Consider the following 24,946-nt stretch of genomic DNA (forward strand, 5'->3'; position numbering starts at 1 on the left):
CATGGCAGGCGAACGCATCATCCTGGGCGGCGCGCCCGAGGGCTGGGACGCCTTCCTTCTGGCGCGGGAAGTGGCCAAGGGCCGCCCTGTGATCCATGTCGCGCGCGACGACAAGCGGGCCGAGGCGATGCGGGCCGCGCTGGCGGTGGCGGCGCCGGGGCTGGTGGTGGTCGATTTTCCGGCCTGGGATTGCCTTCCCTTCGACCGTGTGTCCCCCAACCCCGAGATTGCCGCCCGTCGCATGGCCACGCTGGCGTTGCTGGCCGATGGTCTGCCGGGGCCGTTCGTGCTGCTCACCACGCTGGGCGCCGCCACCCAGCGGTTGCCCGCGCGTGAGGTGGTGCAGGCCTCCTCCTTCCGCGCCACGGTGGGCGACCGGGTGGATGAGGCGCGGCTCAAGGGATTTCTGGCGCGCATGGGCTTCACCCCGGCCTCGACCGTGGCGGAGCCCGGCGATTTCGCCATTCGCGGCGGTATCGTCGATATTTACCCGCCGGGGCCCGGCGGGCCGATCCGGCTGGATTTCTTCGGCGATGTGCTGGACGGCGCGCGCCGCTTCGATGCGGCCACGCAACGGACGGTGGAAAAGCTGGCCCGCGTCGAATTCGCGCCGGTGTCCGAGGTGATCCTGGACCCGGCGGCGATCACCCGGTTCCGCCAGAACTACCGTGCCGAATTCGGGGCCGGCGGATCGGAAGATCCGCTGTATGAAGCCGTCAGCGCCGGCCGCAAGCATCAGGGGATGGAGCACTGGCTGCCGTTCTTCCATGACCGGCTTGAGACACTGTTCGATTATCTGCCGCAGGCGGTGGTGATGCTGGATGATCAGGTCACGCCCATGCGGCTGGCCCGGTGGGAGGCCATCGACGACGCCTATGACGCCCGCGCCGAGGCCCTGTCGGCCAAGGGCCGCATCGACACGGTCTACAAGCCGGTCGCGCCGGGGCTGCTGTATCTGGACGATGCCGGCTGGGAGGAAACGCTGGCCGACCGCCGGGTGATCCAGCTTTCGCCGCTGCCGCAGGCGCCGGGGCCGGGTGTGTTGGATGCCGGCGGCCGGATCGGACGCAATTTCGCGCCGGAACGGCAGCAAGAGAAGATCAGTCTTTTTGCAGCTTTGGCCGACCATGTTCGCAGTTTACGCGAACAATCTCCGGTCGTGATCGCCAGTTGGTCCGAAGGCGCGCGGGACCGGCTGAAAGGGCTGCTGTCCGATCAGGGCCTGGCCACCGAAGACCTGCCCGACCTGCGGGCGCTGCCCCCCGCCAAGGGTGGTGTGCATCTGGTGGTCTGGGCGCTGGAAGCGGGCTTTACCGCGCCGGGCCTGACGGTGATCTCGGAACAGGACGTTCTGGGCGACAGGCTGACAGGAAAGCCGAAAAAACGCCGCAAGGCCGATAACTTCCTGCGCGAAGTTGATACGTTGTCGCCGGGCGATCTGGTGGTGCATGTCGAACATGGCGTCGGGCGCTATCTGGGGATCGAGACGATTACCGCCCTTGGCGCGCCCCATGCCTGCGTGGCGCTGGAATATGCCGACAATGCCAAGCTCTATCTGCCGGTCGAGAACATCGAACTTCTGTCGCGCTATGGTCATGACGAAGGGCTGCTTGACCGGCTGGGCGGCGGGGCCTGGCAGGCCAAGAAGGCCAAGCTCAAGGAACGCATCAAGGAAATCGCCGACCGGCTGATGCGGGTCGCGGCGGAACGGGCGCTGCGCCATGCGCCGATCCTGGAAGCCCCTCATTCCATCTGGGAGGCCTTTGCCGCCCGTTTCCCCTATCAGGAAACCGACGACCAGCTTGCCGCCATCGCCGATGTTGTGGCCGATCTGGAAAAGGGCAGCCCGATGGACCGGCTGATCGTCGGCGACGTGGGCTTCGGCAAGACCGAGGTTGCCATGCGCGCGGCCTTTGTCGCCGCGCTGTCGGGGATGCAGGTGGCGGTGATCTGCCCGACCACGCTTCTGGCCCGCCAGCATTACCGCAGTTTCGCCGAACGCTTCCGCGGCTTCCCCATCACGGTGCGCCCGCTGTCGCGCTTTGTCGGCACGAAAGAGGCCAATGCCACGCGGGCCGGGCTGACCGATGGCACGGTGGACATCGTGGTGGGCACCCATGCGTTGCTGGCCAAGTCGATCAGCTTCAAGAACCTTGGCCTGCTGATCATCGACGAAGAGCAGCATTTCGGCGTGACCCACAAGGAACGCCTGAAGGAAATGCGCAGCGAGGTTCACGTCCTGACGCTGACCGCGACGCCCATTCCGCGCACGCTGCAACTGTCGCTGACGGGGGTGCGCGACCTGTCGATCATCGCCACCCCGCCGGTGGACCGGCTGGCGATCCGCACCTACATTTCCGAATTCGACAGCATCACCATCCGCGAGGCGCTGCTGCGCGAACGGTATCGCGGCGGGCAGACCTTCTATGTGGTGCCGCGGGTGGCGGATATTCCCGAGATCGAGGATTTCCTGAAAACCCATGTTCCCGAAGTGTCCTATGTCATCGCACATGGGCAACTGGCGGCGGGCGATCTGGATGACCGGATGAACCAGTTCTACGACGGCAAGTATGACGTGCTGCTGGCCACGACCATCGTGGAATCCGGGCTGGATATTCCGACGGCGAACACGATGATCGTGCATCGGGCCGACATGTTCGGCCTGTCGCAACTGTATCAGATCCGTGGCCGGGTGGGGCGGTCCAAGACTCGCGCCTATTGCTATCTGACGACCAAACCACGCAGCCCGCTGACGCCGCAGGCGCAGAAGCGGCTGAAACTGCTTGGCAGCCTTGACAGCCTTGGCGCCGGTTTCAACCTGGCCAGCCATGACCTTGACCTGCGCGGTGCCGGCAACCTGCTGGGCGAGGAACAGTCGGGCCATATCCGCGAGGTCGGGTATGAACTGTACCAGCACATGCTGGAAGAGACGATCGCCCGGATCAAGGCCGGTGAGTTGCAGGGTCTGTCCACGATTTCAGACGACTGGAGCCCGCAGTTGAACCTGGGCGTTCCGGTGATGATCCCCGAGGACTATATCCCCGACCTCGACATCCGGCTGGGTCTGTACCGCCGCCTCAGCAGCCTGACCACCAAGGTGGAACTGGAAGGCTTTGCCGCCGAGCTGATCGACCGTTTCGGTCCGCTGCCGAAAGAGGTGAACACGCTGATGCTGATCGTGCGCATCAAGGCGATGTGCAAGCGGGCGGGCATCAGCCGGCTGGATGCCGGACCGAAAGGCGCGACGGTGCAGTTCCACAACGACAAGTTCGCCAATCCGGCCGGGCTGGTCGAATTCCTCAAGGCGCAAGGCGCGGCGGCCAAGGTGCAGGGCAACAGGATCGTGCTTCAGGGCGAGATGAAGTCCGAAGCGGACCGCATCAAGGGCGCCTTCGCCATTGCCCGCGATCTGGCCGAACAGGCGCGGGCCGCTACGCCCGCCGCATCAGCAGCAGCGAAGCCGCGATAAAGACGGAAACCCCGGCCAGCAGCGGCAGCGCCGTGCCGTCGAAGGCCTGACCCACCGGAATGGCCAGCAGGACCGAGGCGACGGTGGCAATCGCCGAAATCACGCTGGCCGCCAGCCCGGCGATATGGCCCACCGGCTCCATCGCCAGGGCGTTCAGGTTGCCGATGGTCAGCCCCATCATGCCGAACATCGCAACGCCCCAGGCCACGAAGGCCGCAAAAGCCAGCGTTTCGGGCATCAGGCCCGTCGCCACCAGCGCCAGATGCAGCAGCGTCAGTGCCAGCACGGCGGCATAGCTTGCCGTCACCATGCGGCGCATCCCGACCTTGACCACCACCTTCGCGTTGAGGATCGAGCCGAAGGCGGACAGCACCGCGATCACCCCGAACCACAGCGGAAACTGGTCGGCGCGGTCAAAGCGCAGGTCGAAGATGCCCTGAATCGACGACAGCATCGAAAACAGCGCGCCCAGCGTCAGCGACTGGCACAGGATCGAGATCAGCACGACGCGGTGGCTGAACAGTTCCCGCGTGGCGGCGGCCAGCGCGCGCACCGACAGCGGGCGGCGTGCCGGGGGCGGCAGCGTCTCGGGCTGGCGCAGGCCCAGCCAGACCATCGTGATCGCGGCAAAGACGATGTAGACCAGAAAGATGGTCTGCCAGTCCGAAAGCGCGATCACGCCCTGTCCCATCAGCGGCGCCAGCGCGGGCACCATGGTGAAGACCATCATGGCAAAGGACATGATCCGCGCCATTTCGCGGCCCTGGAACAGATCGCGCATCAGCGCCATCGACACGGTGCGCGGCCCGGCCGAGCCGATACCCTGCACCACGCGGGCCACCAGCAGCAGCTCCAGCGAGGACGCGAAGTAGCAGGCCAGCGCCGCCGCGCAGTACAGCGCCGATCCGAACAGGATCACCGGCTTGCGGCCAAAGGCATCGGACAGCGGGCCTGCGACCAGCGTGCCCAGCCCCATGCCGAAGACAAAGCTGGTGAGCACCAGTTGCGCGCGGTTCGGCGCGTCGGGGGTCAGCGTCTGGGCGATTTCGGGCAGCGCGGGCAGCATCGCGTCGATCGACAGCGCGATGGTGGCGAACAGCATCGCGATCAGCGCGATGAATTCGCCCTGGCTCAGGCGTTCGGGCGCCGGGATCGGACGGGTCATTCCTGGGCCTTCAACTCGTCAATCACCTGCGCCCAGACCTCGGGCGGTTGCGCGCCCGAGACGACATATTGCTGGGCGATCAGGAAGGTGGGCACCGCGTTCACGCCCTTTTCCCGCGCATCGGCATCGCGGGCGCGCAGGTCGTCGGCATCGGCGTCGCTGGCCAGCAGGCGCAGGGTGGCGGCGCGGTCCATGCCGCAGGCATCGGCGATGTCGGCCAGAACCTCATGCTGGCCGATGTCGCGGCCGCCGGTCCAGTAGGCGCTGAACAGGGCCGAGACAACGGCCATCTGCCGCCCCTCGATCCCGGCCCAATGGATCAGCCGGTGGGCATCCAGCGTGTTGGGAATCCGCTTCGGCTTGTCGGGGTCCAGCGCCACGCCGGCGGTGCGGGCCACTTCGCGCAGCCGTTCATGGACGGCGGCCAGCCGGTCCTTGCCGCCCATCTTGGCCTCAAGATAGGCGCGCTTGTCCATGCCTTCGGGCGGCATGTCCGGGTTCAACTGGAACGGATGCCACTGGATGGCGAAAGGGTGGTCGGGGGCCGCCGCCAGCGCCCGGTCAAGGTTGGCCTTGCCGATGAAGCACCAGGGGCAGACGGGATCGGAAAAGATATCAAGCCGGATCATTCGTGCCGTTTCCATAAAGGGCGGCCAGCGCCCGGCGGTTGACCTTGCCGGTGGGTCCGCGCGGAATCTCGGACACATGGACATAGCCTCGGGGGCATTTGTAGCGGGCCAGGCGTTCGGCCGCAAAGGCCTGAGCCGTGCCTTCCGGCAGAGGCTGGCCTGCGTAGAAGCACAGGGCCACGCGGGTGCCGGGCGCCACCTCGACCTCGGCCACGGCCAGATCGGTGACACCGGGCAGGCCCAGCAGGGCCTGTTCCACCTCGCGCGGGGAAACCCGCACGCCGCCCGGGTTCATCATCTCATCGGCGCGTCCGTGGTAATGGATCGCGCCGCCATGGTCCTGATGCACCAGATCGCCGGTCGCGAACCACGGGCCTTGCGGCGGATCGGCGCCTTCGTAAGACAGCATCAGCCCCGGATCGGCGGTCGAGATCGCCAGCACGCCGATTTCACCCGGCGGCAGCGGGCGGCCATCGTCGCCCAGCACCGCAACGCGGCGGCCGGTTTGCGGAAAGCCGGTGGCGCCCATCGGCGCCGGCCGGTCAGGCGCGCCGGAGATGAAGGTGGAAACCTCGCTCATCCCCAACGCCTCGTGAATGTCGGTGCCGGTCGTGGCCTGCCAGTCCGCGCGCAGGTCGCGCGGCAGCGGTTCGCCGGCGGACAGCGCGTGGCGCAGCCGGGGTAGGGCCGGCAGACCGGCCCGCAGCAGGCGGCGCAGCACGGTGGGCACGGCGGCAAGGATCGTGGCATCATGCCGGCGCAGCACCAGCGACAGGTGGTCAAGGCTGACCGAGGGCGCCGCGATCAGGGCGGTGGCCCCCACCGTCCAGGGGTCCATCAGCCCGGTGCCCATGGTATAGGTCCAGTTGAAGGCGCCCGCATGTAGCAGCCGGTCGTTCGGACCCAGCCCTTCCCAGCCCTGATACATGTAGCCGCGCGCCAGAATCGCCCGGTGGGCGTGGCGCACCGCCAGCGGCGTGCCAGAGGTGCCCGAGGTGAAGACGATGTAGCCTTCCCGCTCGGCCGGGCCGAGGTGCCAGTCACAGGGTGCCGCCGCTTCCCATTCCGCCAGATCGGCGCGCAGGGCGGGCACGCCTTCGGGCACCGCCACCGCCTCATCCGCCACGGTAAGCCTGGGGCGCACCACGGCGGCCATTTTGGTGATCTCGGGCGCGGTCAGCAGCGGCGAGGTGGCCACCGGCACCATCCCGGCGGCAATCGCGCCCAGATACAGCACCGGATAGGCCGGGCGGTTGCCCAGCCGGATCAGCACGCGGTCGCCGGGGCGCAGGCCCTGCGCGCGCAGCCAGCCGCCGCAGCCCCGCACGGCGCGGATCAGCCGGGCATAGCTCCAGCGTTCGGCGCCGGTCAGCGTCAGGATGGCCAGCGCCACCTTGTCGGGCGTTTCCGCCCCTGCCGCCAGCACATGGGCGGCCAGGTTGAAGCGGGAAAGATCGGGTGTGGTCATAAGCCCGGCATTAACATGCTTGCACAGGCTTGCAAGGCCCCGAGGCGCTGGCGTATCCGCATGGAGCATGACGCATCCCGATCCCAAGAGCTTGATCCGCATCGCCCGCGAGGACGGGGGCGAGGCGCATGTCGAGCCGCTGGATCTGGGCGCCCGGGTGCGCGCCCTGCGCAAGGAACGCGGCTGGACGCTGGAACAGGCCGCCGGCAAGGCGGGGCTGGCGCGGTCAACGCTGTCCAAGATCGAGAACAGCCAGATGTCGCCCACCTACGAGGCGCTGAAGAAACTGGCCGAGGGGCTGGCGATCAGCGTGCCGCAACTGTTCACCCCGCCATCGCGGACGCAGGTCAACGGCCGCATGGCGGTGACGAAATCGGGCGAGGGTCAGGCCAGCGCAACCGCCACCTATGAACACGAACTGCTGGCCAGCGGCTTGCGCAAGAAGCAGATGCTGCCCTACCGCGCCCGTATCCGGGCCCGCGAATTTGGCGAATTCGACGGCTGGGTGCGGCATGACGGGGAAGAGTTCCTCTATGTCCTGACCGGCATCGTGCGGCTTTACACCGAGTTCTATGAGCCGGTGGACCTGCGCCGGGGCGACAGCGCCTATTACGATGCCTCGATGGGGCACAATGTCATCAGCCTGTCGGAAGAGGACGCGACGGTGCTTTGGGTCACCTCGCTGGTGTAGGGCTGGCGCAGCTCTGGCCACGCGCCCCTTGCGCAAAGATGATTCCACGGCCTTTGATCTGTCGCATGGCGCGGGCGGAAAATGCCTTCCAGCGTCGGGGCTGAGGGGAACGCCTTGGGAGGGGCCGGATGAAATATGCCATCCTGACGGACATCCATGCCAACCGAGAGGCGTTCGAAGCCGTGCTAGCGGATGTCGGGGGGCGCGGGGTGGACCGGATCGTCCTGCTGGGCGATCTGGTCGGCTATGGGGCCGATCCCGAATGGTGCACCGAGAAAGCCGCCGATCTGGTAGCCAAGGGCGCCATCTGCGTGCGCGGCAACCATGACAATGCCGCCGCCGGGGCGCCCGAGATGATGTCGACCTATGCCAAGCGCGCGATGGACTGGACCAAGACCCGCGTGACCGACGCGCATCGCCGGTTTCTGGCGGGCCTGCCGATGACGGCCGAGGAGGAAGGTATCCTCTTCGTCCACGCCTCGGCCAATGCGCCCGAGGACTGGACCTATGTCACCTCGGACACCAAGGCGACGCCCTCGTTCCGGGCCAGCAAGGCGCGGCTGATCTTCTGCGGCCATGTGCATGTGCCGCTGCTGGCCAGTTGCGACATGGGCGGCATGGTGCGCCAGCAGACGTTTCGCGTGGGCTTCCCGATCCCGCTGCTGCGCAGCCGGCGCTGGCTGGCGGTGGTCGGATCGGTGGGGCAGCCGCGTGACGGGGTGGCGCAGGCATCCTGGGCGTTGCTGGACACCGCGATCAACGACCTGACCTTCCGCCGCGTTCCCTACAACACCGCCGCCGCCGCGCAGAAGGTGCGGGCGGCGGGCCTGCCCGAGGAACTTGCCATCCGTCTGCTCAAAGGACAGTAGCCCATGCCCGTGCGCCCCCATCCCGGCCTTGAGATCGACGGCTTCACCCTGGGTGAAAAGCTGCACACCGGCGGCTTTGCAACGATCTGGGAAGCAACCCACGCCAAGTATCGCACGCCCATGGTGATGAAGGTGCCAACCATCATGGACGGTTATGACGGGCCAACCATCGTGGGCTTCGAGATCGAGCAGATGATCATGCCGCGCCTGACCGGCCCGCATGTGCCCCGCGTGATGGGGATCGGCGATTTCGAGGTGATGCCCTATATCGTGACCGAGCGGATCGAAGGCGAAAGCTTCCTCAAGGTGTTCCAGAAGGCACCGCTGCCGCTGTCCGATGTGCTGGAGATTGCCGCCCGCATGGTGGATGCGGTGGCCGACCTGCACCGCCAGCATGTCATCCATCTGGACCTGAAGCCCGAGAATTTCCTGCAACGCCCGACCGGCGAGATGGTGATCGTCGATTACGGCCTGTCGCGGCACGACCAGTTGCCCGACCTTCTGGCCGAGGAATTCACCATTCCGATGGGCACCTATCCCTATATCGCGCCGGAACAATACCTGCGCTGCCGCGACGACCCGCGGTCAGACCTGTTCGCGCTGGGGGCCATGCTTTACGCGCTGGCCACCGGCAAGAACCCCTGGGGCACGCCGGAAACCCTGCGCGGCGTGCGCAAGCGGCTGTGGCGCGATCCGGTGCCGCCCCGTGCGATCCGGCCGGAAATTCCCGAATGGCTGCAGGAAATCATCATGCGCGCGCTGGTGGTTGATCCGATGCGCCGCACCCAGACGGCGGCGCAGATGGCCTTTGACCTGACGCATCCCCAGCAGGTGAAGCTGACCGCGCGGGCGCACAAGCTGAAGCAGGACAGCCTGCTGACGGTGTTCGACCGCTGGCGGGTGATGCGCAAGATCCGCCAGTTCAAGGCGCCGGATTCGGTGGCCTCGCAACTGGCCTCGGTGCCGATCATCGCGGTGGCCGTGGACCTGTCGCCCGAGGGCGAAAAGCTGTCATCCGTGCTGCGGTCGGCGGTGAAGCGGATGCTGCTGATCGAACCGGACGCCCGCATCGCCTGCGTCAACGTCATCAAGACGGCGCGGATCGGCATTGATCAGGGCACCGACGATCAGGGCAACAACATCCATGTGATGCGGCTGGTGCAGTTGAAACACTGGGCGGAAGAGATCGAACTGCCCGACGACCGGCTGACCTTCACCATTCTGGAAGGCAGCGATCCGGGGCAGGCGATCCTGGATTATGCCACCGCGAACCATGTGGACCACATCATGATGGGGGCGCGGGGCCATTCCACGACGCGGCGCTATCTGGGGTCGGTGTCGGCGCATGTGGTGGCCGAGGCGCATTGTTCGGTCACGGTGATCCGGCTGCCCGAGCGGCGCGAGGACCGTGCGCCGGCCGAGGCCGAAGGGGCAAGCAAGGCGGCGGAATAGCGCCGGGCTCAAGGAAAAGGGGCTGCGCCATGGCTGGCACAGCCCCTTTGTCACGCGCCGGAGGCGGGTTCAGCCGAACCAGCCCTGCACGGTGCGGGCGCCGCCCGACACGTCATCCCCGACGCCGGCGATGGTGTTGCAGCCTTGAAGGGCGGCCAGAAGCGCCCCCAGAAGTATGATCTTTTTCATGCTCTTGCCTGCCGTTTGTTGTTTTCAGTCCTGATACCACCAGATGTCGGGCTGGAATCCGATCCAGTCGCCATAGAGCGGGATGCGGTCGGGGAATCTGAGTTCCTTCCGATGCGCGATCCGAGCCTTGTCAGCATACCAGATCGGAATCACGTATCTACCCGTTGTCAACACACGATCCAGCGCCTGTGTCGCCGCTGCAAATTCGGCCGGGTCCGAGGCCTTGACCATATCGGCGATCATCGCCTCGGCGGCGGGGCTGTTCATCCCCATCCAGTTGCGGGTGCCCGGTTCCGTCACCCCGGCCGACCCCCAGTACAGCGTCTGTTCGTTGCCGGGGCTGAGAGACAGCGAGCGTATGTAATGCGTCATGTCGAAGTCATACTTCGTCATACGTTCCTTCATCTGCGCGCTGTCCAGCATGGTGACGGTCGCACTGATGCCAAGCGCCTTGAGCGACTCGATATAGATCGCCGCGATCGAGGCCATTTCGTCCTGTCCGACGGTCAGCACGATGTCGAAGGCGAAGGGCTGGCCTGCGGCGTTGCGCAGGATGCCATCGTCGCCCACGGCCCAGCCCGCCTCTTCCAGAAGGGCGGTGGCCTTGCGGATGTTGCGGCGGTTGGAACGGTCAGTGGCCACCGGCAGGGCATAGCCGTCCAGCGCGCCGGGAAGAAGCTGGTCCCTGAACGGCGCCAGCAGGTCCGCCACGCGGCCTTCGGCGGGTTTGCCGGGCTCCATCGCCAGCGTGCTGTTCGAGAAGTAGCTCTGGATGCGCGGTTCGGTGCCGCCGGTGATGGTCTGGTTGATGAATTCGAAGTTGAAGGCCAGGATCAGCGCCTCGCGCACGCGCCAGTCGGCAAAGATGGGGCGCCGGGTGTTGAACACCAGCCCCTCGATGCCCGAGGGCCGCTTGTGCGGGATTTCCGATTTCACCACATCACCCGACTGCACCGCCGGGAAGCTGTAGTTCGACAGCCATTTCGCGGCATTGCCTTCGCGGTAAGTGCTGAGCGCACCGGCCTTGAACGCCTCGAAGATCGCCTGCGAATTGGCGAAGTATTCGTGGCGGATCTCGTCAAAGTTCCATTGGCCCCGGTTGAAGGGCAGATCCTTGCCCCACCAGTCTGGGTTGCGGCGGAAGCTGATGAAGACGCCGGGTTCCATCTTGTCCACCACATAGGGGCCTGAACCAATGGGGGCCTCGAAGGTGGTGGCCTCGAAATCCTTGCCCTGCCACTGGGCCTTTTTCAGGATCGGGCGCAGGCCCAGGATCAGCGGCAGTTCGCGGTCTTCGGTGTTGAAGGTGAACCTGACGCTGCGCGGCCCGGTCTGTTCGACCGAGGCGACCTTTTTCCAGGCGGCGTGGTAGCGCGGGTTTCCGAAGGTGCCCAGCGTCTCCATCGACCAGATGACATCCTCGACCGTGACCGGGCTGCCGTCCGAGAATCGGGCTTCTTCACGAAGGGTAAATTCTGCGTAACTGCGGGCCTCGTCCGTGCTGACCGATTCGGCCAGCAGGCCATAAAGCGAGAACGGCTCGTCATAGTTCCGGCCCATCAGCGTCTCGACCACATAGGTCGAAACGCCGGTCGCGGGCTGGCCTGCGGTGATGAACGGGTTGAGCGTGTCGAAGGTGCCGGACTGGCCGAAGACGATGCGGCCACCCTTGGGGGCATCGGGGTTCACCTGGGGCAGGGACACAAAATCCGGGGGCAGCGCGGGTTCGCCATACATAGCGATGGCGTGTCTGGGTTCGGCCTGCACGGCGCTTGCCGCAAGCGACAGCATCAGGGCGGCGGCAAGGGTCTGCAACCTCGCGTAGATGTGACGGACCATCTTCGACGGTATCCCTTCGGCTTGGCTTCGATTTGCGGCCACCCTAAGCGGCGTCCCGTGCCTTTTCAAACTTTTAGCTTGGCCATCGGCGGCGGGGGGACTATATAGAACTTACTGCTCGATAGGTTTCTTGCCTGTATGAAACCTGCCTCAACGACTGAACGCCGGCCTAGCGCCGGCGTTTTTTTTGGCCCGGTCCCCCTGCGCTTTGTGCTGTCATTCCCGAACCCCGGGTGTAAGTTTGCCGCAGTTGCAGCATGGGAGAAGGGTCATGGACCTTAAGGGAAAGCGTGCCATCGTCACCGGGTCGAACTCGGGTATCGGGCTGGGCGTGGCCGAGGAACTGGCCCGCGCCGGGGCCGATGTGGTGCTGAACAGCTTCACCGACAACGACGCCGATCACGCCCTTGCGAGCGACATGTCGGCCCGATTCGGGGTGACGGTCCGCTACATCCGCGCCGACCTGTCCAAGGCCGAAGACGCGCGCGCGCTGGTCGAACAGGCCGGCGGCTGCGACATCCTGGTGAACAATGCCGGCATCCAGCATGTCGCCCCGGTCGAGGACTTCCCGGTCGAGCAATGGAACCGCATCCTTGCGATCAACCTGTCCTCGGCCTTCCACACCTCGGCCGTCGCGCTGCCGGGGATGCGGGCCAGGGGATGGGGCCGGATCATCAACATCGCCTCGGCGCATGGGCTGACCGCCAGCCCGTTCAAATCGGCCTATGTGGCGGCCAAGCATGGCGTGGTCGGGCTGACCAAGACGGTGGCGCTGGAAACCGCGGGGCAGGGCATCACCTGCAACGCGATCTGTCCGGGCTATGTGCTGACCCCGCTGGTCGAGGCGCAGATCCCCGACACGATGAAACAATACAACATGGACCGTGAGACGGTGATCCGCGAGGTCATGCTGCTGCGCCAGCCGTCGCGCCAGTTTGCCACCACCGAACAGATCGGCGGCACGGCGGTCTGGCTGTCCTCGCCCTATGCCGATCAGGTGACGGGCACCACGATTTCGGTCGATGGCGGCTGGACGGCGCTGTGAGGCGGGGTCTGGCGACGCGGGGGGCGGAATGGCGCGTGTAAGTCTGGCGCTGCAGGGCGGCGGGGCGCATGGGGCCTTTACCTGGGGCGTGCTGGACCGCCTGCTTGAGGAAGACAGCCTTGAGATCGCGGCGGTCTCGGGCACCTCGGCCGGGGCGCTGAACGGTGCCGCGCTGAAGGCCGGGCTGGTGGCGGGCGGGCGTGAAGCCGCCCGCAAGCGGCTGCGCAAGCTGTGGGAGGATGTTGCCGACGTGGGCGATCTGCGGATGATCCCCTGGCTGCAACCCTTTGCGCCGGTGATGCAATACTGGCAGGACATGGCCGAAGCCCTGTTGCCGGTCAGCCCGCAGGGCATCGCGGCGCAGTTCTATTCGCCCTACGCCTGGGGCGGGGCCTGGTCGAACCCGCTGGAACCGATCGTGCGCGATCTGGATTTCACCCACATCTGCGCCGAGACCGAGCCGCGTCTGTTCATCGGTGCCACCAATCTTCGCACCGGCAAGGCGCGGGTGTTCGCCGGCCAGGACATCTCGCCCGAGGCGCTGATGGCTTCGGCCTGTATTCCGACGGTGTTCCAGGCGGTCGAGATCGACGGCGAGGCCTATTGGGATGGCGGATTCGCCGGAAACCCCTCGCTCTGGCCGCTGTATGATCGCCATCTGCCGGACGATCTGCTGATCGTACAGGTCAACCCGATGCGGCGCGACGCGGTGCCGGACACGCCGCTGGAAATCCAGAACCGGATGAACGAGATCAGCTTCAACGCCTCGCTCATGTCAGAGCTGCGGGCGGTGGGGTTCGTCAAGCGGCTGATCGCGCAGGGGCATATTGCGAAAGGCCAGATGAAGGACTTGCGGGTCCATATCATTGCCGACGATCCGCTGATGAACGACCTTTCGGCCACGACCAAGCTGCAACCGTCCGAACATATCGTGACGCGGCTGTTCGAGGCCGGGCGCAGCGCGGCAGAGGCGTTCCTGGCCACCTGCGACGGCGATCTTGAAAAGGCGGTGCCGGTCGATCTGGCGAAGGTCTATAGCTGACGGGTCAGCGCGGTTCCTTGGGCAGCGGATAGACCAGCCCGCCCGACACGATCAGCTTGGCGGCATCCTCGACCTTCATGTCGAGGATGACCAGCTTGCTGGTGGGAACGAACAGCAGCATCCCGCTGGTGAAGGGGGTCAGGCCGACGAAGACCGAGGACATCTCTTCGCCATTGTCGGCCAGCCGGTCGGCCAGTTCGCCCTTGGGCCGGGTCGAGATGAACCCCAGCGCCCAGCTTCCGGGGCGGGGAAATTCGACCAGGCAGACCTTGTCGAAACTTTGTTCCTTCTTGTTGAAGAAGGTCTCGGCCACCTGCTTGATCGCGCCATAGACCGAACGCACGATCGGCGTGCGGTCCACCAGATTCTCGCCGGTGCGGATGATCGACCGGCCGATCAGGCCCTTGGCCATCCAGCCGATGATCACCGTGGCGAACAGGAACACCAGCACGCCGACACCGCGCACCGGGAATTCGTATTCCGGGCCGAACCAGCGCCCGATCAGGGCATCGGGCTGATAGGCGGCGGGGATGAGCGGCAGGATCCAGCCGTCTAACCAACCGATGAACGCCCAGACGATGTAGATCGTCAGGCCGATGGGCAAGACCACCACAAGCCCGGTCAGGAAACTGGCGCGAAGCCCGGCCAGAAGGCCGCGGCGGGGGGGATGGGGTTCGGTCATTGGGGCACCTGCATGGGCCCTAAATAGGCCGCAGGCCCCGGTCCGCGCAATGCCGCGCTGCCGAAAATCTGGCCGTTCACGACGCTTTGGCCAATTCCGCGGCAATCGCGGCGGCCAGCCGGGCATTCGACAGCACCAGCGCGATGTTCGCCTTCAGCGACCGGCCTTCGGTCCGCTCGAAAATCCGCTGTAACAGGAAGGGTGTGACGGCCTTGGCGGCGATGCCCTGCGCGGCGGCCTCGGCCAGCGCGGCCTCGACATGGGGCATGATTTCTGCGCGGGGGATTTCGGCTTCAACCGGAATGGGGTTGGCAACCAGTTGGCCGCCCGGCAGGCCCAGAACACAGCGCAGGCGGTGTGCGGCGGCGATCTCGGCGGCGCTGTCCATCCGAAGGGGCGCCTTCAGACCCGAGACGCGCGACCAGAAGGCGGGAAAGTCATCCTGCCCGAAAGCGATGACCGGCACGCCATGGGTTTCCAGCACCTCAAGCGTCTTTGGCAGATCGAGAATGGCCTTGGCCCCGGCGGCAACCACCGTGACCGGCGTCTGCGCCAGTTCCAGAAGGTCGGCGGAAATGTCGAAACTGTCTTCGGCACCGCGATGCACCCCGCCGATGCCGCCGGTGGCAAAGACCGAAATCCCCGCCAGCCGGGCGCAGATCATGGTGGCGGCCACCGTGGTTGCGCCGGTGGCGCCGCTGGCCAGGCAGGCGGCAATGTCGGCGCGGCTGAGCTTGGCCACATTCTGCGCCTGACCCAACTGGTCCAGCGTGGCATCGTCCAGCCCGGCATGTATGCGGCCGCCGATCACCGCCATGGTGGCCGGCACCGCCCCGGCGGCGCGCACCTCGGCCTCAACCGCGCGGGCGGTTTCCACGTTCTGCGGCCAGGGCATCCCATGGGTGATGATGGTGGATTCCAGCGCCACCAGCGGCGCGCCGGTTTCCCGGGCGCGCAGCACTTCGGCCGAGCAGGTGAGGGGCAGGGTCGTCATGTTCCAACATCTCCTGAAACATAGGTGGCGGCGGCCTGAAGGGCGGCCTGCAAGGCCGCCTCACGCGGGGCGCCGCGCCGTTCGGCCACCAGATGGGCGGCCATGAAGGTATCGCCCGCGCCGGTCACGCGGGTGACCAGAACCTCGGGCGGCTTGCCGATGATGACGCCCTTGCCCTGCGTGCCCTCGGCGGCGGGGCGGCCGCCGTCGGTGACCAGAACCCGCTGCGCGCCGCGCGCCAGCAGCGCCTCGGCCGCTTCGGCGGCGGTGGCCGCGCCGGCGCGCGACAGAAGATTGGCCTCTTCAAGGTTCACATAAAGCGTGGTGCCGGGGTGGGCCAGCAGCGGGCGCAGCCGTTCGGCCTTGCCGGGGCTGGCGGGGGCCACACGCAGATCGGCGGCGGCAAACAGCGGCGAGGCGGCAATGTCGGACAAGAGCGCCTCGGTCAGGTTGCCGTCCAGCGCCACCTGTCCGGCCCAGGGCGCCGTGGCCGAGCCAAGCCGGCCATCGGCCAGCGGGCGCAGGATGCGGTCGCCCGCGGTTTCCAGCGAATGGGCATCCGCCACCGCCGCAATCAGCCCGTTCGCGCCTTCGACCGCCATGTAGCGGTCGGTCGGCAGATCGTCCGAGCGATAGGCGAAGGAGGTGTCCACCCCCATTCGCTGACAGGCGGCAACCAGTTCGTCGCCTTCGGCATCGCGGCCGATGGCGGTCAGGGCGGCGGGTTGCAACCCGAAACGCGCCAGCGTCATCGCGATGTTCATGGCCACGCCGCCGGGCAGGCGGGTGATGCGGCCCGGCACGTCGGACCCCAGCCGCATCGCCGAGGGCGAGCGACCGATGATGTCCCACAGGACCGAACCTATGCAAAGGATGTCGGGTTTCGTCATGCCGCCTTCATCGCCCAAGGCCCGCCCGCGCGCAAGGACCGCCCGCAAGCGCCGCACCAGCCTTTGCGCAAGCACCGGGCCGGGGCCTGCGGCGCGGGTATTTGGCCCAAGTGGACGGGCAAGGGGGTTGCGCCGGGGGCAGGGGGCGGCTATATGCGCGCCACTTCACAGGTGGAGCTTGGGCTTTTGCGGGGAGAAATCCCGCAGGGTCCGCCGGTTGGGGCGCAAGCCCTGAAGACGGCTTCACCGAGGATCAAACCGGAAAAGGACAAGGCATGGCTCTTCCCGAGTTCTCCATGCGTCAGCTCTTGGAAGCTGGCGTTCACTACGGCCACCAGACCGCCCGCTGGAACCCCCGCATGGGCGAGTACATCTATGGTGACCGCAACGGCATTCACATCATCGACCTGACGCAGACCGTTCCGCTGCTGGACCAGGCGCTGAAGGTTGTGCGCGACACCGTCGCCAAGGGCGGCCGCATCCTGTTCGTCGGCACCAAGCGCCAGGCACAGAAGCCCGTCGCCGAAGCCGCCGAAAAATGCGCGCAATACTACATGAACCACCGCTGGCTGGGCGGCACCCTGACCAACTGGAAGACCATCTCGGCCTCGATCCAGCGCCTGAAGCAGATCGACGAAGTGCTGGCTGCCGGCGCCGAAGGTCTGACCAAGAAGGAACGCCTGAACATGGAACGCGACCAGGCGAAGCTGCAGGCTTCGCTGGGCGGCATCCGTGAAATGGGCGGCGTGCCGGACCTGCTGTTCATCATCGACGTGGGCAAGGAAGACCTGGCCATCCTGGAAGCCAACAAGCTGGGCATCCCGGTGGTGGCCGTGGTCGACACCAACTGCTCGCCCAAGGGCGTGAGCCATGTCATCCCGGGCAACGACGACGCCGCCCGCGCGATTGCGCTCTATTGCGACCTGATCGCCCGCGCCGCGCTTGACGGCATGTCGGCCCAACTTGGCGCCGCCGGCGTCGATCTCGGCGCGCTGGAAGCCGCGCCGGTGGAAGAGGCCGCCGCCGCCGAGGCGTGAGCTTTTGTCACCCATCTGACATGCGGCGGGGGGATACCCCCGCCGGACCTCATTCCGATTCCAGGAGACTGACATGACCGTCACCGCACAGATGGTGAAAGAACTGCGCGATTCGACCGGCGCAGGCATGATGGACGCCAAGAAGGCGCTGACCGAAACCAACGGCGACATGGATGCCGCGGTGGACTGGCTGCGCACCAAGGGCCTTGCCAAGGCCGCCAAGAAGGCCGACCGCGTGGCCGCCGAAGGTCTGGTGGGCGTGGCCGTGGCCGATGGCCGGGGCGTTGCCGTCGAGATCAACTCGGAAACCGACTTCGTGGCCAAGAACGCCGACTTCCAGTCGCTGGTGCGCGAGGTGACCAAGGTTGCCCTGCAGACCGGCGATTCGGTCGAAGTGGTGCGCGCGGCCGACCTGAACGGCAAGACCGTGGATGAGGTGATCCAGGAATCGATCGCCCGCATCGGCGAGAACATGACCCTGCGCCGCCTGCACGTTCTGGAAGGCGACACCGTGGTGTCCTATGTCCACAACGCCGCGACCGACGGCATGGGCAAGATCGGCGTGCTGGTCGCGCTGAAGGGCCCGGCCGACAAGGCGAAAGAAATCGGCAAGCAGTTCGCGATGCACATCGCCGCGACCTCGCCGCTGGCGCTGTCGGAAGGCCACCTCGACCCGGTGGTGCTGGAGCGGGAACTGGCCGTGCAAACCGCCAAGGCGCTGGAAGAAAACGCGTCCTCGGCCAAGCCGAAGCCCGATGCGGTGATCCACAACAACATCATCCCGGGCCGGATGAAGCGCTTCCTTGCGGAAAACACGCTGCTGGGCCAGGCCTTCGTGGTGAACCCCGACCTGACCGTCGAACAGGCGGCCAAGGAAGCCGGGGTCGAGATCACCGGCTATGCCCGCGTGGCCGTGGGCGAAGGCGTCGAGAAGAAGGCGGAAGACTTCGCCGCCGAAGTCGCCAAGATGGCGCAAGGCTGATCAGACCGTAGGGTCTGGCGGCAAGGCCCGTGCCGGGGAAACCCGGTGCGGGCCTTCGCATCTGTGCCGAACGGGGAAGGGGGCGCGGACCTGCCCCCGATGACGCTGGGGATGAGGACAAGGAGGGCAGGTCGCGCATAGGCCGGCCATGGGGAACTCATGACCAGCGGCGTCCCGCCGACCGCAAAATCCGGCACGGAGAGACAGGCAGAGAGCGGTCGACCGTAACTCCGTAATGCGGTGGGTCGGCCGCCCCTGTTCCCTGGCCCAAGGCCACCTTCCACGGAACGGCCTGACCTTGCGTCATGCCCTGACTGGCGGCGAGTGGGGGATTCCCCACCTGCGCGGTTTTGTCCTATCCGGCCGCCTGGGCCTGCGGTTGTGTCGGGCGCTGGAAGATCATGTTCAGCAGGGCGCCCTTGGCCACCGCCTGCGCGGTTGTCTCGACCGCAAGCGCCTCGCGCGCAAGGCGAAGGTGCTTTTCCACCATGGCCGGGCTGACACCCATCAGCAGGGCCACGTCCTGCGTGGTCTTGCCATCGGCCACCCATTCCAGCGCCTCGCGCTGGCGGGGGGACAGGGCGCGCGCACGGGCCAGATGCGGTAGTTGGACAATACGCAGGTGCATCACATGCGCCAGCGCCAGGATTTCGTCCTGATGCGTGGCCCAGATCCGTTCCACGGCGTCATGATCCAGCCCCGGATCGGCCAGCAGGCCCATGGCCCCCTTGGCGCGGGCCGAGGCTTCGGGAAAGCTGACGGTGATGCCGGCGTTGACGCCCATCGCCACGTTCTGCCGCACAGACTCGGCTTCTTCGACGGTCAGGCGGCCGGCTTCATAGGCGTCTTTCACCCATTTCCAGGTGCAGGCGCCGGAATTGTGTTCGGCCCAGCGGAAGACCGGGGTCCGGGCGTAGAAGCCGCCGCGAAAATACCGCTTGGCATAATCGGCGTCGCAGGTGGTCAGGAACAGCGCATCGTCCGGGTCACCGATGGTGCGCAGGTGGCGGAACCGGGTGAAGCCATAGTTCACGCGCGAAAAGCCCAAGGTCGCGAAATGCCCGGTGGCCAGTGTCCAGGCGTCGTCTATGCTGGTCGCCTCGGCCACGCCGATCAGCAGTTTCAGCAAGGTGCTGCCGCTCATCTCAGTCTCCTTCACGCCACAGATGTCGCGTCTGGAACGGGGCAGGTTGTCCTTGTCCCTTCTCCTGTCATATGCAGACACCGGCGCCCTGTCGAGACTCAGGGCTATCAGGATGGAATCATGACGGAAGATGTCATCATCATTGGCGGCGGGGTCATGGGGGCCTCGGCGGCTTACTGGCTGACGCGGTTTTCGCCCGGTTTGCGCGTTCTGGTGGTTGAGCGCGACCCCGGATATGAGCGTGCCGCAACCGCGCTGTCGGTGGCATCGGTCCGGCAGCAGTTTTCGTCGGCCGTCAATGTAAGGATCTCGCGCTTCGGCATCGACTTCATCAGGAACTTCGCGGAACGCATTGGTCCTGCTGCGGAAATTCCGTCACTGGGGCTTAAGGAAAACGGCTATCTTTTCCTGACCACGCGGCCCGAGCAGGTGGCGGTGATGCAGGAACTGGCCGAGATGCAGCGCGCCGAAGGCGCCGCGACCGAGGTCTGGGATGCCGCCGAACTGGGCCGGCATTACCCCTGGTTGAACACCGAAGACATCGCCGCCGCCAGCTTCGGCCCGCGCGATGAGGGCTGGTTCGACAACATGGGCCTGTTGCATGGCTTCCGCAACGCGGCCCGCGCGCAAGGCGCGAAATTCATCAAGGCCGAGGCGACGGGCCTGCAAATGACCGCCGGCCGCGTGACCGGAGTCGAGATCGAGGGCAGGGGTCTGGTGCCCTGCGGCGTGGCGATCAACGCCGCCGGCACCCGCGCGTCGCGCGTCATGGCCTGGGCCGGGCTTGACCATCCGGTTGAACCGCGCAAGCGCACGGTCTTTGTGATCGACGCGCCCAATGCGCGCCATCCCGATGCGCCGCTGATGATCGACCGCGATTATTACCTGCGTCCCGAAGTTCAAGGTCGCTGGATCGTGGCGACGGTTCCGCAGGATGACGGGCCTTGCGACGTCAATGACTTCGAGCCGGATCTTCACTTGTTTGAAGAGGCCATCTGGGAACCGCTGTATCACCGCGCACCGGGGTTCGACGCGGTCAAGGTCGTTCGGCACTGGGTTGGCCATTACGATTACAACACGCTGGACCAGAACGCGATCCTTGGCCCGCATCCGGCGGTGCCGAACCTGTTCCTGATGAGCGGCTTTTCAGGCCACGGCTTGCAGCAATCGCCGGCCATTGGGCGTGGCACGGCTGAATATGTTCTGAACGGTGGATGGCAAAGCCTTGATCTATCAGAGCTTTCGATTGACCGCGTGCTGCGGGGCGAACCGCTGCTGGAACGGGCCGTGGTCTGACGGACAGGCAGTTATTTTACATAATACTGATTATGCGAAAAATGGATGAGGCAGTTAAAGCACCTGCCTCATCCTGTTCTGGCCCCTTGTTCTGGCTCTGTGCGGCCCCCGGATCACGCCTCCAGCTCGGCGTCCCAATACAGGAAGTCGAGCCAGCTTTCGTGCAGGTGGTTTGGCGGGAACTTGCGGCCGTGGGTCTGCATCTCTTCGGCGGACGGTGCCACGGGCGGCCGGCGCAAGGTCAGCCCGGACTGGCGCAGCGTCTTACTGCCCTTGCGCAGGTTGCACGGCGAACAGGCTGCGACGACGTTTTCCCAACTGGTCAGCCCGCCCCGCGACCGCGGGATGACGTGATCGAAGGTCAGGTCGCCCTTCGATCCGCAATACTGGCAACAGAATTCGTCGCGCAGAAAAAGATTGAAGCGCGTGAAGGCCACGCGCTTCTGGGGTTTGACGAATTCTTTCAGGACGACGACCGACGGGATGCGGACTTCCTGCCTCTGGCTTCGGACAACCTCGTCATATTCGGCCAGGATCTGCACCCGGTCCAGAAAGACCGCCTTGATCGCCTCTTGCCAGGGCCAGAGGCTGAGCGGGTAATAACTGAGCGGCCGGAAATCGGCATTGAGCACCAAAGCCGGAAAATGCTTCAACGCACCGGGATCGCGTACGAAATGGGTCCTGAAGTCGCCGTCCATCCGTAGATGACTCCCGCTTCGCCTGACTGCCACTGGCATCAGGACGGGCACCCCGCCCCGACGGCACCGACTATATCTGGAAGGATTGTGCTGGCAACCCCGAGATATTGTCAATGTGCGCCCGCTTTCTGGCAGGCGCACATGACAGGCGTTTGACAGTCTGCCTGCCCGGAAAGCGGGCGATGTGGTCAGGCGGCCGCCTGAACCGCGTGGCCGGTCAGCACCTTGACCAGATGCGCGCGATAGGCGGGCGTTCCATGCAGGTCGTGGATCATGCCGTCGGGCGAAACCGTCAGCCCCGCGATGGCCGAAGCCGCGAAATTGGCCGACAGCGCCGCCTCGGCCTCGGTCCAGCGGAAGACACCGTCGCCCCCTGCCCCCGTGACCGCCACCCGCACGCCATCGGCCGTTTTCGCGACGAAGACGCCGGTCAGCGCAAAGCGGCTGGCGGGCTGGTCGAACTTCACATAGGCGGCCTTCTGCGGGATCGGAAAGACCACCGAGGTGACAATTTCACCTTCGTGCAGCGCCGTGGTGAACAGGCCCTGGAAGTAATCATCCGCGGCGATGCGACGGCGGTTGGTGACGATCGTGGCGCCCGATGCCAGCACGCCGGCCGGATAGCAGGCCGAAGGGTCGTTGTTGGCGATCGAGCCGCCGATGGTGCCGCGGTTGCGCACCTGCGGGTCGCCGATGCCACCGGCCAGCGCGGCCAGCGCCGGATAGTGTTTCGCGGCCTCGCGCGCCACTTCGGCATGGGGGGTGGCGGCGCCGACATGCAGGCCCCCTTCCCCGATGCAGACGCCCTTCAGCTCGGGGATGCCGGTCAGGCTGACCAGCGTCGCCGGGGCGGCAAGGCGCTGCTTCATGCTGGCAATCAGCGTCTGCCCGCCCGACAGCGCCTGCGCGCCGTCGGATTTCAGGGCGGCCAGCGCATCGGCCAGGGTTGCCGGTTTGACGAAGTCGAAGTTGTGCATCTGAACCTCCCTCAGCGCTGGTGCATCGCGGCCCAGACGCGGGCCGGAGAGACGGGCATGTCGATATGGTCGATGTGGCTGTAGCCGCCGCGTTGCAGGGCGTCGATCACGGCATTCACCACGGCGGGTGGGCTGCCGATGGCCCCCGCCTCGCCGCAGCCCTTCACGCCCAGCGGGTTGTGGGTGCAGGGCGTGATGCAGCTATGATCCACCTTGAAGAACGGCAGATCATCGGCGCGCGGCATGGCGTAATCCATGAACGAGCCCGACAGAAGCTGTCCGTTCTCGTCGAAGACGCAGTTTTCCAGCATGGCCTGGCCAATGCCTTGCGCCAGACCGCCATGCACCTGCCCTTCCACGATCATCGGGTTCACCACATTGCCGAAGTCATCGGCGGCGGTGAAGGCCAGGATCGTCACCTTGCCGGTGTCGGGGTCGATCTCCAGCTCGCAGCCATAGGCGCCGGCGGGATAGGTGAAGTTTGACGGGTCGTAGAAGGCGGTCTCTTCCAGCCCCGGCTCAAGGCTTTCCAGCGGGTAGTTGTGCGGCACATAGGCGGCCAGCGTGATGTCCACCCAGGTCTTTGACCTGTCGGTGCCCGCCACGGTGAACTTGCCGTCCTTGAACTCGATGTCCTGTTCGCTGGCCTCCAGCAGATGCGAGGCGATCTTCTTCGCCTTGTTGATGATCTTGTTGGTGGCCTTGACCATGGCAGAGCCGCCCACCGCCAGGCTGCGTGACCCGTAGGTGCCCATCCCCATCGGGCTGTTCGACGTGTCGCCGTGGACGATCTCCACCTGACTGGCGTCGATGCCGATCATCTCGGCCACGACCTGGGCGAAGGTGGTCTCATGCCCCTGCCCGTGGCTGTGGCTGCCGGTGAAGATGGTGATCGAGCCGGTGGCGTTCACCCGCACCGTGGCGCTTTCGTAAAGCCCGGCCCGCGCGCCCAGTTGCCCGACAAGGTTTGACGGCGCAATGCCGCAGGCCTCGATGTAATGGGCAATGCCGAAGCCGCGCAAACGCCCGCGTTTCTTCGACTCTTCGGCCCGCGCGGCAAAGCCGGCGTGGTCGGACAGTTCCAGCAGCTTGTCCATCGTGGCCTGATAATTGCCGGTGTCATAGACCACGGCGACCGGCGTCTGATAGGGAAACTGGTCGGGCTGGATGAAGTTCTTGCGCCGCAGTTCGACCGGGTCCACCCCCAGTTCGCGCGCCGCCTTGTCGATGATCCGTTCCAGTTGATAGGTCGCCTCGGGGCGGCCTGCGCCGCGATAGGCATCGACCGGCACGGTGTTGGTGAAAACGGCTTTCACGTTCACATAGACCAGCGGCGTCTTGTAGTTGCCGGCCATCAGCGTGCCGTGCAGCCAGGTGGGAATCGAGGGCGCGAAGGTGCTGAGATAGGCGCCCATGTTGGCATGGGTTTCGGTGCGCAGCGCCAGGAAGTTGTGGTCCTTGTCCAGCGCCAGTTCGATCCGGGTCAGGTGGTCGCGGCCCTGTGCATCGGAAATGAAGGCTTCGCTGCGCGAGGCGGTCCATTTCACCGGGCGTTTCACCTGCTTGGCGGCAAAGGTCACCGCCGCCTCTTCGGCATAGTGATAGATCTTCGACCCGAAGCCGCCGCCCACATCGGGCGCCACCACGCGCAGCTTGGATTCCGGGATGCCCAGCACGAAGGCGCCCATCAGCAGCCGGATGACATGCGGGTTCTGGCTGGTGGTATAAAGCGTGTGCATCCCCGAATGGTCTTCGTAATCGCCCACGGCGACGCGGGGTTCCATCGGGTTGGCGACAAGGCGGTTGTTCACCAGATCCAGCGTGATGTGATGCGCGGCGCCTTCAAAGGCCTTGGCCACGGCCTCGCGGTTTTCCTCGACGAAACCCCAGTCGTAGCACAGGTTCGAGGTCAGCTCGTCATGCACCTTGGGCGCATCGGGCTTGAGCGCGTCCTTCATGTTCAGGACGGGCGGCAGTTCCTCGATCTCGACCCTGATCGCCTCGGCGGCGTCGCGGGCCTGATCCAGCGTTTCGGCCACCACCATGGCGATGGGATCTCCGACATGGCGCACCTTGCCATCGGCCAGAACCGGGTGTTTCGGTTCCTGCATCACCTTGCCGAAGCGGTCTGTCACCTGCCAGCCGCAGGGAATACCGCCGACGCCGGCGAAATCGGCCGCGGTGAAGATCCGCACCACGCCCGGCATGTCTGATGCCGCCGCGGTATCAACCGACTTCAGCCGCCCATGCGCCACGTCGCTGCGCAGGAAGAAGGCGTAAAGCTGGCCGCGGATGTTGATGTCGTCGGTATAGCGTCCCTTGCCGGTCAGGAACCGCACGTCTTCGCGCCGCTTCACGCTGGCGCCGATGCCACCATCTTTGGGCATG

The 24,946-nt window shown here is 66.0% G+C and carries 20 protein-coding genes; 9 read left to right on the plus strand and 11 right to left on the minus strand.

Annotation, left to right across the window (positions count from 1 at the left end; translation table 11 throughout):
• Position 1: 1 nt before the first annotated feature.
• On the plus strand, positions 2 to 3,469 hold the full coding sequence (gene mfd, locus C5F44_RS06645; protein WP_107672905.1) for a transcription-repair coupling factor: 3,468 nt from the start codon (positions 2 to 4) through the stop codon (positions 3,467 to 3,469).
• Here the strand turns inward: mfd and C5F44_RS06650 are convergent.
• From C5F44_RS06650 to C5F44_RS06660, 3 genes are read right to left on the minus strand one after another with little or no spacing between them, the layout of a single operon-like run.
• Entirely contained in the window at positions 3,432 to 4,634 is a 1,203-nt protein-coding gene (locus tag C5F44_RS06650; RefSeq protein WP_107672741.1) for an MFS transporter, read from the minus strand. The two genes, mfd and C5F44_RS06650, sit on opposite strands and share 38 nt — an antisense overlap.
• The gene (locus C5F44_RS06655; RefSeq protein WP_107672742.1) at positions 4,631 to 5,263 is read right to left on the minus strand and encodes a DsbA family oxidoreductase; all 633 of its coding nucleotides are present in this window, start codon (positions 5,261 to 5,263) and stop codon (positions 4,631 to 4,633) included. Before C5F44_RS06655 ends, C5F44_RS06650 begins: the two co-directional genes overlap by 4 nt.
• The gene (locus tag C5F44_RS06660) at positions 5,250 to 6,731 is read right to left on the minus strand and encodes a class I adenylate-forming enzyme family protein (RefSeq protein WP_107672743.1); all 1,482 of its coding nucleotides are present in this window, start codon (positions 6,729 to 6,731) and stop codon (positions 5,250 to 5,252) included. The genes C5F44_RS06655 and C5F44_RS06660 overlap by 14 nt, the downstream gene beginning before the upstream one ends.
• 67 nt (positions 6,732 to 6,798) lie before the next feature.
• On the opposite strand from C5F44_RS06660, the gene C5F44_RS06665 reads away from it, so the two are divergent.
• The 3 genes from C5F44_RS06665 to C5F44_RS06675 all read left to right on the plus strand — a co-directional run bounded on the left by C5F44_RS06665 (position 6,799) and on the right by C5F44_RS06675 (position 9,743).
• Positions 6,799 to 7,422 carry a helix-turn-helix domain-containing protein gene (locus tag C5F44_RS06665; protein WP_107672744.1) on the plus strand — a complete coding sequence of 208 codons (624 nt, stop codon included), beginning with the start codon at positions 6,799 to 6,801 and terminating at the stop codon, positions 7,420 to 7,422.
• Positions 7,423 to 7,550: 128 nt separating this feature from the next.
• The gene (locus C5F44_RS06670; RefSeq protein ID WP_107672745.1) at positions 7,551 to 8,291 is read left to right on the plus strand and encodes a metallophosphoesterase family protein; all 741 of its coding nucleotides are present in this window, start codon (positions 7,551 to 7,553) and stop codon (positions 8,289 to 8,291) included.
• Positions 8,292 to 8,294: 3 nt separating this feature from the next.
• Positions 8,295 to 9,743: a bifunctional serine/threonine-protein kinase/universal stress protein gene (locus C5F44_RS06675; protein ID WP_107672746.1), complete on the plus strand. Its 1,449-nt coding sequence runs from the start codon at positions 8,295 to 8,297 to the stop codon at positions 9,741 to 9,743.
• A gap of 213 nt (positions 9,744 to 9,956) precedes the next feature.
• On the opposite strand, the gene C5F44_RS06680 is transcribed toward C5F44_RS06675, so the two are convergent.
• Positions 9,957 to 11,771 (minus strand): extracellular solute-binding protein, encoded by a 1,815-nt coding sequence (locus tag C5F44_RS06680; RefSeq protein WP_107672747.1) that lies wholly within the window; start codon positions 11,769 to 11,771, stop codon positions 9,957 to 9,959.
• A 271-nt stretch (positions 11,772 to 12,042) separates the two neighbouring features.
• Here C5F44_RS06680 and C5F44_RS06685 point away from each other — a divergent pair, with 271 nt between their 5' ends.
• Positions 12,043 to 12,816 carry a 3-hydroxybutyrate dehydrogenase gene (locus C5F44_RS06685; RefSeq protein WP_107672748.1) on the plus strand — a complete coding sequence of 258 codons (774 nt, stop codon included), beginning with the start codon at positions 12,043 to 12,045 and terminating at the stop codon, positions 12,814 to 12,816.
• Positions 12,817 to 12,844: 28 nt separating this feature from the next.
• A complete protein-coding gene (locus C5F44_RS06690; protein ID WP_235822555.1) occupies positions 12,845 to 13,858 on the plus strand; it encodes a patatin-like phospholipase family protein in 1,014 nt (337 codons plus the stop codon).
• Positions 13,859 to 13,862: 4 nt separating this feature from the next.
• Here the strand turns inward: C5F44_RS06690 and C5F44_RS06695 are convergent, their stop codons facing one another.
• The 3 genes from C5F44_RS06695 to C5F44_RS06705 form a co-directional block, all read right to left on the minus strand.
• Positions 13,863 to 14,540, minus strand: coding sequence for a DUF502 domain-containing protein (locus C5F44_RS06695; protein WP_107672750.1), 678 nt, complete (start codon positions 14,538 to 14,540; stop codon positions 13,863 to 13,865).
• A 76-nt stretch (positions 14,541 to 14,616) separates the two neighbouring features.
• Complete coding sequence (locus C5F44_RS06700; protein WP_107672751.1) at positions 14,617 to 15,534, minus strand: pseudouridine-5'-phosphate glycosidase; 918 nt, start codon at positions 15,532 to 15,534, stop codon at positions 14,617 to 14,619.
• Positions 15,531 to 16,424, minus strand: a complete 894-nt coding sequence (locus C5F44_RS06705; protein WP_107672906.1) for a PfkB family carbohydrate kinase — start codon at positions 16,422 to 16,424, stop codon at positions 15,531 to 15,533. Before C5F44_RS06705 ends, C5F44_RS06700 begins: the two co-directional genes overlap by 4 nt.
• Positions 16,425 to 16,699: 275 nt before the next feature.
• Between C5F44_RS06705 and rpsB the strand changes: the two genes are divergently transcribed.
• Positions 16,700 to 17,461 carry a 30S ribosomal protein S2 gene (rpsB, locus tag C5F44_RS06710; RefSeq protein WP_107672752.1) on the plus strand — a complete coding sequence of 254 codons (762 nt, stop codon included), beginning with the start codon at positions 16,700 to 16,702 and terminating at the stop codon, positions 17,459 to 17,461.
• Positions 17,462 to 17,534: 73 nt separating this feature from the next.
• Positions 17,535 to 18,443, plus strand: coding sequence for a translation elongation factor Ts (tsf, locus tag C5F44_RS06715; protein WP_107672753.1), 909 nt, complete (start codon positions 17,535 to 17,537; stop codon positions 18,441 to 18,443).
• A gap of 355 nt (positions 18,444 to 18,798) precedes the next feature.
• Here tsf and C5F44_RS06720 read toward each other — a convergent pair whose 3' ends face one another.
• Positions 18,799 to 19,587, minus strand: coding sequence for a LuxR family transcriptional regulator (locus C5F44_RS06720; protein ID WP_107672754.1), 789 nt, complete (start codon positions 19,585 to 19,587; stop codon positions 18,799 to 18,801).
• Between the two features lie 120 nt (positions 19,588 to 19,707).
• Between C5F44_RS06720 and C5F44_RS06725 the strand changes: the two genes are divergently transcribed.
• Complete coding sequence (locus C5F44_RS06725) at positions 19,708 to 20,883, plus strand: NAD(P)/FAD-dependent oxidoreductase (protein WP_107672755.1); 1,176 nt, start codon at positions 19,708 to 19,710, stop codon at positions 20,881 to 20,883.
• A gap of 113 nt (positions 20,884 to 20,996) precedes the next feature.
• On the opposite strand, the gene C5F44_RS06730 is transcribed toward C5F44_RS06725, so the two are convergent.
• The 3 genes from C5F44_RS06730 to C5F44_RS06740 all read right to left on the minus strand — a co-directional run bounded on the left by C5F44_RS06730 (position 20,997) and on the right by C5F44_RS06740 (position 24,945).
• The gene (locus C5F44_RS06730) at positions 20,997 to 21,581 is read right to left on the minus strand and encodes an HNH endonuclease (RefSeq protein ID WP_107672756.1); all 585 of its coding nucleotides are present in this window, start codon (positions 21,579 to 21,581) and stop codon (positions 20,997 to 20,999) included.
• Positions 21,582 to 21,769: 188 nt separating this feature from the next.
• Positions 21,770 to 22,558: an FAD binding domain-containing protein gene (locus C5F44_RS06735; RefSeq protein WP_107672757.1), complete on the minus strand. Its 789-nt coding sequence runs from the start codon at positions 22,556 to 22,558 to the stop codon at positions 21,770 to 21,772.
• Between the two features lie 11 nt (positions 22,559 to 22,569).
• The gene (locus tag C5F44_RS06740) at positions 22,570 to 24,945 is read right to left on the minus strand and encodes a xanthine dehydrogenase family protein molybdopterin-binding subunit (RefSeq protein WP_107672758.1); all 2,376 of its coding nucleotides are present in this window, start codon (positions 24,943 to 24,945) and stop codon (positions 22,570 to 22,572) included.
• Position 24,946: the final 1 nt, after the last annotated feature.

Source organism: Fuscovulum blasticum DSM 2131 (assembly GCF_003034965.1).
GTDB classification, from domain to species: Bacteria; Pseudomonadota; Alphaproteobacteria; order Rhodobacterales; family Rhodobacteraceae; genus Pseudogemmobacter; species Pseudogemmobacter blasticus.

What these genes read in the sequence shown, in the direction of transcription:
- mfd (WP_107672905.1), top strand. Translation starts at nt 2, where the DNA reads ATGGCAGGCGAACGCATCATCCTGGGCGGCGCGCCCGAGGGCTGGGAC.
- C5F44_RS06650 (WP_107672741.1), bottom strand. Translation starts at nt 4,634, where the DNA reads ATGACCCGTCCGATCCCGGCGCCCGAACGCCTGAGCCAGGGCGAATTC.
- C5F44_RS06655 (WP_107672742.1), bottom strand. Translation starts at nt 5,263, where the DNA reads ATGATCCGGCTTGATATCTTTTCCGATCCCGTCTGCCCCTGGTGCTTC.
- C5F44_RS06660 (WP_107672743.1), bottom strand. Translation starts at nt 6,731, where the DNA reads ATGACCACACCCGATCTTTCCCGCTTCAACCTGGCCGCCCATGTGCTG.
- C5F44_RS06665 (WP_107672744.1), top strand. Translation starts at nt 6,799, where the DNA reads ATGACGCATCCCGATCCCAAGAGCTTGATCCGCATCGCCCGCGAGGAC.
- C5F44_RS06670 (WP_107672745.1), top strand. Translation starts at nt 7,551, where the DNA reads ATGAAATATGCCATCCTGACGGACATCCATGCCAACCGAGAGGCGTTC.
- C5F44_RS06675 (WP_107672746.1), top strand. Translation starts at nt 8,295, where the DNA reads ATGCCCGTGCGCCCCCATCCCGGCCTTGAGATCGACGGCTTCACCCTG.
- C5F44_RS06680 (WP_107672747.1), bottom strand. Translation starts at nt 11,771, where the DNA reads ATGGTCCGTCACATCTACGCGAGGTTGCAGACCCTTGCCGCCGCCCTG.
- C5F44_RS06685 (WP_107672748.1), top strand. Translation starts at nt 12,043, where the DNA reads ATGGACCTTAAGGGAAAGCGTGCCATCGTCACCGGGTCGAACTCGGGT.
- C5F44_RS06690 (WP_235822555.1), top strand. Translation starts at nt 12,845, where the DNA reads ATGGCGCGTGTAAGTCTGGCGCTGCAGGGCGGCGGGGCGCATGGGGCC.
- C5F44_RS06695 (WP_107672750.1), bottom strand. Translation starts at nt 14,540, where the DNA reads ATGACCGAACCCCATCCCCCCCGCCGCGGCCTTCTGGCCGGGCTTCGC.
- C5F44_RS06700 (WP_107672751.1), bottom strand. Translation starts at nt 15,534, where the DNA reads ATGACGACCCTGCCCCTCACCTGCTCGGCCGAAGTGCTGCGCGCCCGG.
- C5F44_RS06705 (WP_107672906.1), bottom strand. Translation starts at nt 16,424, where the DNA reads ATGACGAAACCCGACATCCTTTGCATAGGTTCGGTCCTGTGGGACATC.
- rpsB (WP_107672752.1), top strand. Translation starts at nt 16,700, where the DNA reads ATGGCTCTTCCCGAGTTCTCCATGCGTCAGCTCTTGGAAGCTGGCGTT.
- tsf (WP_107672753.1), top strand. Translation starts at nt 17,535, where the DNA reads ATGACCGTCACCGCACAGATGGTGAAAGAACTGCGCGATTCGACCGGC.
- C5F44_RS06720 (WP_107672754.1), bottom strand. Translation starts at nt 19,587, where the DNA reads ATGAGCGGCAGCACCTTGCTGAAACTGCTGATCGGCGTGGCCGAGGCG.
- C5F44_RS06725 (WP_107672755.1), top strand. Translation starts at nt 19,708, where the DNA reads ATGACGGAAGATGTCATCATCATTGGCGGCGGGGTCATGGGGGCCTCG.
- C5F44_RS06730 (WP_107672756.1), bottom strand. Translation starts at nt 21,581, where the DNA reads ATGGACGGCGACTTCAGGACCCATTTCGTACGCGATCCCGGTGCGTTG.
- C5F44_RS06735 (WP_107672757.1), bottom strand. Translation starts at nt 22,558, where the DNA reads ATGCACAACTTCGACTTCGTCAAACCGGCAACCCTGGCCGATGCGCTG.
- C5F44_RS06740 (WP_107672758.1), bottom strand. Translation starts at nt 24,945, where the DNA reads ATGCCCAAAGATGGTGGCATCGGCGCCAGCGTGAAGCGGCGCGAAGAC.